Here is an 8,057-nt window from a genome sequence, read left to right on the forward strand (position 1 = left end):
TCCATTTCCCCTGTTTCCTGCTTCTTTTCGAACAGACCTGTTCTGCTATAAAAACAGTTCTTTCGAAGTGTATTGACATAATTTTACCTTCTCGAACAAATTATGTCAACAAGCATTTTTGCCTTTAAAATCACTTTTCTTAACCCCATTTTTATCCCATACAATATGTAGTCCAGCAGTCTGGAAACAACCCAATTTATAGTAGCAAAATACACCCCGGCTCCCGAAAAAAATCCTAAAAAAATATACAGCCGAATCTCTCCGCTATTATAATAAAACATCACCAGAATAACCATTGCACATAATGCAAGCCAAAACGTCAGATCAAAAATACCGATCCAGACGTCATGCATCTTTATCGCTTTTTTCAAAGCATAAAAACAACTTATCAGAAAACCAATGATTACGCCGCATAGCACACATACGGCAAACGCGGTTGACTGTTGTTCCATCATTTCCGTCATTATTTAAACAACCTCTTAAGCGAAAATGTTCTGTCCTCTTTATCTGTCATATAACAAATACAGTCAACCTTTCCATTCATGTCAAGAACGCCCTTGTCAATATCCAGATTCGTCATATGCATATCTTTTCCGGTCAGCTTCATCTTTCCGGCCTTTGTGAGAAGATATACCAGATCCGGTTCAAACGAGATTACCTTTTCCACTCCGGTTATCTTTGCTTCCTTTCTGGCATCCATGATCAGTTTATGTCCATCGGAATTTCCTGTGCTCTGTACCTTCTCCATGTATTCCCCTTTTCCAAAAAGCCTTCAGAAGCTTTCTTAAGTCTGTTAGAACAGTATATGAAGCTTATACCTGCAGTAGAACCTGTTCTCAATCCCATATCTCAACAAACAATTCTTCCAGCTTGCCGATATTGATCAGTTTTGACTGATTTTTATTTTTTGTTCTTTACTATCTCTTAGCCATAAATTTATATTCATTCGTATTTGTAAGAGTATAATTCCCCACATTTGCCACATACTAATTCTAAAGCTAAAACCTAGCAAAAAAGGATGTATTTTTTATTACAAAAAACATTCTTACAAAATATGGGTATTGGAGGAAAAATAAGTATGAGACCCACAGGAATTGTCAGACGTATCGACGATCTGGGCAGGATCGTTGTTCCGAAAGAGATCCGGCGTGTGCTTCGGATCCGGGAAGGTGATCCCCTTGAGATCTTTACCGGAAAAGACGGCGAAGTTATCATAAAAAAATATTCCCCGCTCGGCGAGCTCGGAACCTTTGCACAGCAATATGTAGATTCCATTTCACAGATCCTCGGCTGTCCGGTATGCGTCACTGACCGCGATCAGATCATTGCAGTAGCCGGCATGCCAAAGAAAGAGTTGGTCGGCAAATCCATCCACAAGGATCTGGAGGATGTCATCAATGACCGGGAAGCTATAATTGCCCGCCGCGGTGATACAAAATATGTCAACATCACTTCCGATGACACTGACTATGCCGGACAGGTGATCCAGACGATCATCTGTGAAGGTGACGCGATCGGAGCGGTCATTGTATTGAGCAAAGATGACAAAATGCGTTTCGGGGAAACTGAACAGAAAACCGCGATCATTGCTGCTAATTTTCTCGGAAAACAGATGGAGAACTAATTCTATGTCATTTGCCTTGAGAAATGGCGAAAAATCAAGGTTTTTCAAGGCAAAATGGCGTTCTAACCTTGACAAATACTGGCATTTTAGGTATAAATATACATGTTGGGGCGTGACTTACGCCAGGAGTTATCCGGTTTAGCTCACCAGGATAATATATTATGAGTATTTTAGGAGGATTTTTTCGATGAACAAGACTGAATTAGTTGCTGCTATGGCAGAAAAGACAGAATTATCAAAGAAAGATGCTGAGAAGGCTTTAAAGGCTTTTACAGACGTTGTAGCTGAAGAATTAAAGAAGGGTGAGAAGGTTCAGTTAGTTGGTTTCGGTACATTCGAAGTTGCTGAAAGAGAAGCAAGAGAAGGTAGAAACCCAAGAACAGGCGAAACAATGACAATCGCTGCTTCTAAGTCTCCAAAATTCAAAGCTGGTAAGGCTTTAAAGGATTCACTTAACTAGTTTTTATAGAACGAATCAAGTACTTAAGGGATGCTGCATCGTATAAATCAGCATCCCTTTTGCTTTTCTATTTTCTGGAATAGTCCGTCTGTTTTCCGGAATAATCTGACCGCGGTCTTGCATGATATGATTATTTGCGGAATAACCCGACTGTCTTCTGGCAATACTCCTGGTAGATGCAAAAACAGCGTACTGCCGGTTGTTCCTGCATACCTGTTATATGTATCAATTCATTAAATAAGCAGGAGGCAATAACTATGGTCTTAAAAGAAAAGGAAAAACAGGCGATCAAGGATCTTCAGACACTGGAACAGGCCTGCATTGACAAATACGACAAATATGCAGCCCAGGCAAAGGATCCTGTGTTACAGGAATTATTTACCACGCTGAAGGGAAATGAACAGAAGCACTATGACAGTCTGGAGCAGGTTCTGACTGGAACCGTACCAAGCTGCAACTGCAATGACAGTGATGGCAGAGACTACGACCCAAAAGCTACCTACAGTCAGCTCGGACAGTCTCAGGATAAGAAGGATGATGCCTTTCTTGCAACAGACTGTATCACCAGCGAAAAGCTCGCATCCTCTGAATATAACAGTGATGTATTCATATTTGGTGACAGTGCGATCCGTAAGCTTCTAGCTGACATCCAGGTCGAAGAGCAGAATCACGCCGAAATGCTCTTCAAATACAAAACAGTAAATGGAATGGCATAAGCCTTCCAACAAAATACTCTTACGACTATATGGAACACTATCATTTAAAATACAAAAGGAGATATACAAATGAGATTAGACAAATATTTAAAGGTTTCACGACTGATCAAAAGAAGAACCATCGCAAATGAAGCCTGCGACGCCGGACGTGTTATGATAAACGACAAGATTGCCAAGGCATCCACTGATGTGAAGGTCGGCGACGTTATCGAGATTAGCTTCGGCAACAAAACCGTCAAAGTCGAGGTAACGATGATTGCCGACTCCACTAAAAAAGAGGATGCCAAAGAAATGTTCCGGTATTTGTAAGACTTTATATCTGTATGAAAGACAAAAATAGGTGGACACTCTCTAACAGCCTGACTATAATATTGACATTAGCGAAAATTTCGTAATTAAATGCACATTGCCAGTAAATACGGGTGCCTGTTTGAGTCCGAAAGACGAGTTGGCACAGGAGTATTTACGAATCAGGCATGTGCAGCGAATAGAAATTGTGCGAGTCAATTATAGTCAGGCTGTTAGAGAGCGTCCACCTGTTTTGTCTGTTATAACTATTTAGTTTGAGGTCTTGATTTCAAGTTCCGGCATGGTAGAGGCAACCTTGGTGTTTGCAGGGATGGACTTCGTCACGAAAGTATTTCCCGCTACTACGGAATTTGCACCAATAATGGTCTCGCCACCAAGAATGGTTGTGTTCGCATAGATAACTACATTGTCCTCTATGGTTGGATGACGTTTGACACCGGACAACTGCTGGCCCTTTCTGGTCGACAGCGCACCAAGGGTAACCCCCTGATAGATTTTTACATTATTTCCAATATCGGTTGTTTCACCGATAACGATTCCGGTTCCATGGTCAATAAAGAAATATTCACCAATATTGGCACCCGGATTGATATCAATTCCTGTCTCACCATGTGCATATTCTGTCATGATCCTTGGAATAAACGGCACCTTCATCTGATAGAGCACATGTGCATATCGGTATACAAATATCGCAAATAACCCCGGATAGGAGAAGATGATCTCTTCACGGCTGTTTGCGGCCGGATCTCCGTTATATTCTGCTTCTACGTCTTTGCAAAGAAGTGCCTGAACCTCCGGTATACAACGGATAAAGCCCAGAGCTTTCTCCTGTGCTTCCTCTGTAATCTCCTGATAGCTCTTAGCATCATTTTTATAGCTCAATGCCACCTTGATCTGACGGAATAATTTATCATATATCAATGACAGCTTATGCCCTGCAAAATACTCCTTATTAGCATATGCCATATTCTCTCTCCCGAAGAAACCCGGAAATGTTACTTTCCGCAATTCATCCACAAAATCAATGATCTCATCCTTTTGCGGAAGTCGCTCTCCGAGTGACAGATCAAATAATTTCTGATCCGAATAATTCTTATTTAATGCCTCAGCCATTTCTGCAACGACTGCTTTTACATCATTTTCAAATTCCATTCCAGTCTTACTCCATTTCGTTTCCTAATATCAATATATGCAGCGTAATATCATATGTCCTATAAAACATCATCCATCTCTAACTGCATATAGCATTAGTATAACATCTCAATAGAAAATGTAAATAATAGTTTTTTCATTACACTTCAACAGAAAATACAAATACTGTTTTTTCGGTTTCTTGCTATTTTCTGTCATAATCATATCCTGGATGAACCCTGTTCTTACTCTTCAGTTTAGTTATGATCAGAGCAAGCGTCTGCATTTTAACCGGCTTCTCAACCTGACCGGACATACCTGTTATAGCTGCCATCCGCATAGCCTCTGGTGTTGCGTGATAAGTCATTGCCAGAATCGGTATCGTTTTTGCCTGCGGATGATCCATCAGCCGGATTCTTCTGGCTGCCTGATAGCCATCCATATCCGGCATATCAGCGTCCATCAATATATACTGGAACTTTTCATGCTTTGAACGTTTAAACATCTTCAATGCCTGCTCTCCGCTCTTTGCTATGGTACATTCCGCTCCTCTTTTGGTCAATGCCTCCTGCAAAAGCAGTCCTTCCATATCATTATCATCGACCAGCAGAAAACGTTCGCCTACGAATGCGACCCTTGGAAGTGCTTCACGGATCTGTCTTTCTTTTTCCCGTTCTTCCTCCGCCGCTCTTTCAGCCGCTTCCTCTTCGGTTTCTTCTTCCAAAGCCCCTTCCTGTGCTAACCGGTACTCCCGGACGGTTTCCTCCATCACTGCATTCATACGCCGCAACTGTACATTATTTTCCCGGTGCATATCAGCCGTCTGTCGCTCATATTCATACCAGGTCCTCATATGGATCGCTCCGACCGTACCTACTGCCAGCACTAACATGATACATGCAATGATCACAACCGTAACCATCCATGAACGTGACACCTTCTTCTGATAATCCGTCAATACACTCTGTACCACTGCACACGGCGCCTGAAATACGAGAAAGAACTCCGTTCCTTCTAATGGCTGGTAATAGAAATATTCTGCATTTTTTCCTTTATATAGGGTAACACAATTCTGTCTGCCTTCGCTGAAATCCTCTGTGATCTGTGCATATTGTTCCTCTCCGATCACCGACTCATCCAGATAGTGATCAAGGATATTATAATTGCGCACAATACCCTCGTTATTATCCAGATCCGCATATGTTACCATGCTGTCTGCATTTGTCACATAGAGTTTTGCCTGTCCCCCGTATGCGGAATCAATAAACAGATCATTTACCCTATTTGTATTATAAATAAACGCTATGACTTCATATTCATTTTCATTTACATAGAACGCTTCATATTTTTTTGCTACAACAAATATTTCTTCTCCGTTTCTCCAGGTACAATATTGGACAGACTGACCGCCAACATCAAACAGAGTGCCCTTTGTATCACCCAAATCCAATGTCCCTGTTTTGCCATCATCACAGATATATTTTCCGGTATGATCAACGAATACGATATCCCGTACAGAATCATTCTCCATAGCTATAAAATAATCTTCATAATCTGCCAGTACAACAGACCTCGTTTTGCCATCAAACAGATAGTTCTCAAGACGTTCTGTTTCTTCATACATTGAATTAATCTGCATTTGATAGGAATGTTCTACCTGTTCCATCATTGCTGCGATCGTATTCTTACTGGATATATCAACATATTGTTCAAATTTGGAAAATACATTCCCACCCCAGATAATAAGCGCTATCAGAATAGCACTAAATAGAAATAATAGAAATGCAACTTTTTTATCCCGTTGCGTTCTGACATATGTTATCTTACTCATACGTTTATAGTCTCACCTTCGAGACCGTCCCCCCTTTTTCTTTTTTCCGTTTTTCGAAAGACCTTATCTGATTTTCTTCCATCAAGATCTCTCTAGCATTGCAATTACTATAACCGATATTTCGACATTGTGCAACTATTTCTTTTTTCAGTTAGAATTCATTCGCTATATTTCGACATAAATAACAGGAAAAAGCACCCTGATATGCATTTCTGCATACCAGAGTGCCTGACCTTTACTTGTTGTTTTTATAGATTCTTTTTATTTACGATCTGCACGATCATTTTTCTTTTTTACAACAATCACTGTTACAACTCCTGCTGCACTGAGCATAAACAGGATTACAAGTGGCATAAGTGGAGCATCATCGCCGGTTTTTGGTGTATCCGGTGGAGTGGAAGGTTTGTCTTCCGTTGTCGTGATCTCCGTAGTGTCTTCTGTCTCAGTTGTATCTTCTGTTTCAGTTGTGACCTCTGTTGTATCTTCCGTCGTGGTTGTAATCTCTGTTGTATCTTCCGTCGTGGTTGTAATCTCTGTTGTATCTTCCGTCGTGGTTGTAATCTCTGTTGTATCTTCCGTTGTAGTTGTAACTTCTGTCGTATTCTCTGTTGTAGTTGTCTTATCATATGTATCGACAAATGCAACATTTACTGTTTCATCTACAACTACTGTTGCTTCTGCTGACTTACCATCCTTCTGAAGGCCTGTTCCTACTACGTATTTGATGCTGCTTGTTTCATATCCATCAATATCATACTGTATTTCTTGAATGGTATAAGTTCCAGCCGGCTTATCCAGTTCTAATGTATATTTCTTTGTCGATACATCATACTGGAAATCAGTCAGTGCATATGTCTCGGAATTACCTGCTTCGTCTGTAATCTTGAACTTGATCACATTTTCAGCTTCTGCCTTATCGACATCACCAACAACGGTCTTTGTTAATACAAGTTTACCCTTTGTGCTGGTTCTTGTATTTGTAATTGTAATCTCACCTGTTGCAGGATCTGTTGTTATGCTGTCGGTATATTCCTTAGGTACATTTACTTCCTTGACCGTATACTGGATTAATCCGTTTGCATCATATTTCGGAAGATTATCCCAAGTCTTTGTCCAACCATTGCTTTCATCAAGCTGTACCGGAATTCCTGATATAGTTGTTCCGGCATAAAGCTGTACCGTTACAAATCCAGGTCTCTTATTGGCCTTGTTGTTATTATCGTTCCATGCTTTCTTAACAGTTACGGATGTAGTCAGATATGTATATGTATTTGTTACGGTTGCATTGACAACTGTATCCTTTGTTACATTTACATCACCTTCGCCACTGACTGTCAGATCATAATTCGTAATTGCTGTTCCGGTTGGAGCTTCGCTTACGTTGTATGTGCCTACCGGGATGTCATTGATTGTTACGCTTCCGTTTGCCGGTACGCTGATTCCTGTCTTGGTTGCGCTTATGCTTCCATCTGCAAGAACATATTCACCACTTGCGTTTGTTACATAAATTGTAAAGTTCTTACCTGCTGCTCCAAAGTCATATCCCGCAACTGCTTTTGCTACAGTTAAGCTTCCCTTATCCTGGGTATAAGTGTTCGTTACAGTTGCGGTTGCTGTCGCATCCTTGGTGACGGTGACATTACCTTCACCACTGACTGCTAAGCCATAGTTTGCAACTGCTGTTCCGGTTTGCTCTTCGCTTACGTTATATGTGCCTACCGGAATGTCATTGATCGTTACGCTTCCGTTTGCCGGTACGCTGATTCCTGTCTTGGTTGCGCTTATGCTTCCATCTGCAAGAACATATTCACCACTTGCGTTTGTTACATAAATTGTAAAGTTCTTACCTGCTGCTCCAAAGTCATATCCTACAACTGCCTTGGCTACCGTCAGGCTTCCCTTATCCTGTGTATAAGTGTTCGTTACGGTTGCTGTTGCTGTCGCATCCTTGGTGACGGTGACATTACCTTCACCACTGACTGCTAA

Annotated in this window: 9 protein-coding genes; 4 read left to right on the top strand and 5 right to left on the bottom strand. The window is 41.1% G+C overall.

Features of this window, described 5'->3' with window-relative positions; all coding sequences use genetic code 11:
• Positions 1-83: 83 nt before the first annotated feature.
• Positions 84-464 (bottom strand): spore cortex biosynthesis protein YabQ, encoded by a 381-nt coding sequence (yabQ, locus tag DWY07_RS04535; RefSeq protein ID WP_117822302.1) that lies wholly within the window; start codon positions 462-464, stop codon positions 84-86.
• Positions 464-748, bottom strand: coding sequence for a YabP/YqfC family sporulation protein (locus tag DWY07_RS04540; protein ID WP_117785865.1), 285 nt, complete (start codon positions 746-748; stop codon positions 464-466). Before DWY07_RS04540 ends, yabQ begins: the two co-directional genes overlap by 1 nt.
• 330 nt (positions 749-1,078) lie before the next feature.
• On the opposite strand from DWY07_RS04540, the gene spoVT reads away from it, so the two are divergent.
• From spoVT to DWY07_RS04560, 4 genes are all read left to right on the top strand, one after another.
• Positions 1,079-1,624 carry a stage V sporulation protein T gene (gene spoVT / locus DWY07_RS04545; protein ID WP_117822303.1) on the top strand — a complete coding sequence of 182 codons (546 nt, stop codon included), beginning with the start codon at positions 1,079-1,081 and terminating at the stop codon, positions 1,622-1,624.
• Between the two features lie 187 nt (positions 1,625-1,811).
• Entirely contained in the window at positions 1,812-2,084 is a 273-nt protein-coding gene (locus DWY07_RS04550; protein WP_008402552.1) for an HU family DNA-binding protein, read from the top strand.
• 257 nt (positions 2,085-2,341) lie between these two features.
• Positions 2,342-2,800, top strand: coding sequence for a ferritin-like domain-containing protein (locus DWY07_RS04555; protein WP_117808143.1), 459 nt, complete (start codon positions 2,342-2,344; stop codon positions 2,798-2,800).
• Between the two features lie 69 nt (positions 2,801-2,869).
• Positions 2,870-3,109, top strand: coding sequence for an RNA-binding S4 domain-containing protein (locus tag DWY07_RS04560; RefSeq protein ID WP_117822304.1), 240 nt, complete (start codon positions 2,870-2,872; stop codon positions 3,107-3,109).
• 249 nt (positions 3,110-3,358) lie between these two features.
• Here the strand turns inward: DWY07_RS04560 and epsC are convergent, their stop codons facing one another.
• From epsC to DWY07_RS04575, 3 genes are all read right to left on the bottom strand, one after another.
• The gene (gene epsC, locus DWY07_RS04565) at positions 3,359-4,261 is read right to left on the bottom strand and encodes a serine O-acetyltransferase EpsC (RefSeq protein WP_021943530.1); all 903 of its coding nucleotides are present in this window, start codon (positions 4,259-4,261) and stop codon (positions 3,359-3,361) included.
• A 184-nt stretch (positions 4,262-4,445) separates the two neighbouring features.
• Positions 4,446-6,071: a response regulator gene (locus DWY07_RS04570; RefSeq protein ID WP_117822305.1), complete on the bottom strand. Its 1,626-nt coding sequence runs from the start codon at positions 6,069-6,071 to the stop codon at positions 4,446-4,448.
• 261 nt (positions 6,072-6,332) lie between these two features.
• Positions 6,333-8,057: Cna B-type domain-containing protein (locus DWY07_RS04575; protein ID WP_117822306.1), on the bottom strand; the 1,725-nt coding region annotated here is incomplete at its 5' end.

This window comes from Clostridium sp. AF23-6LB (genome assembly GCF_003461085.1).
GTDB classification, from domain to species: domain Bacteria; phylum Bacillota; class Clostridia; order Lachnospirales; family Lachnospiraceae; genus Coprococcus; species Coprococcus ammoniilyticus.

Excerpts from the sequence above, each read along its gene's own strand:
- yabQ (WP_117822302.1), bottom strand. The coding sequence starts at position 464 with ATGACGGAAATGATGGAACAACAGTCAACCGCGTTTGCCGTATGTGTG.
- DWY07_RS04540 (WP_117785865.1), bottom strand. The coding sequence starts at position 748 with ATGGAGAAGGTACAGAGCACAGGAAATTCCGATGGACATAAACTGATC.
- spoVT (WP_117822303.1), top strand. The coding sequence starts at position 1,079 with ATGAGACCCACAGGAATTGTCAGACGTATCGACGATCTGGGCAGGATC.
- DWY07_RS04550 (WP_008402552.1), top strand. The coding sequence starts at position 1,812 with ATGAACAAGACTGAATTAGTTGCTGCTATGGCAGAAAAGACAGAATTA.
- DWY07_RS04555 (WP_117808143.1), top strand. The coding sequence starts at position 2,342 with ATGGTCTTAAAAGAAAAGGAAAAACAGGCGATCAAGGATCTTCAGACA.
- DWY07_RS04560 (WP_117822304.1), top strand. The coding sequence starts at position 2,870 with ATGAGATTAGACAAATATTTAAAGGTTTCACGACTGATCAAAAGAAGA.
- epsC (WP_021943530.1), bottom strand. The coding sequence starts at position 4,261 with ATGGAATTTGAAAATGATGTAAAAGCAGTCGTTGCAGAAATGGCTGAG.
- DWY07_RS04570 (WP_117822305.1), bottom strand. The coding sequence starts at position 6,071 with ATGAGTAAGATAACATATGTCAGAACGCAACGGGATAAAAAAGTTGCA.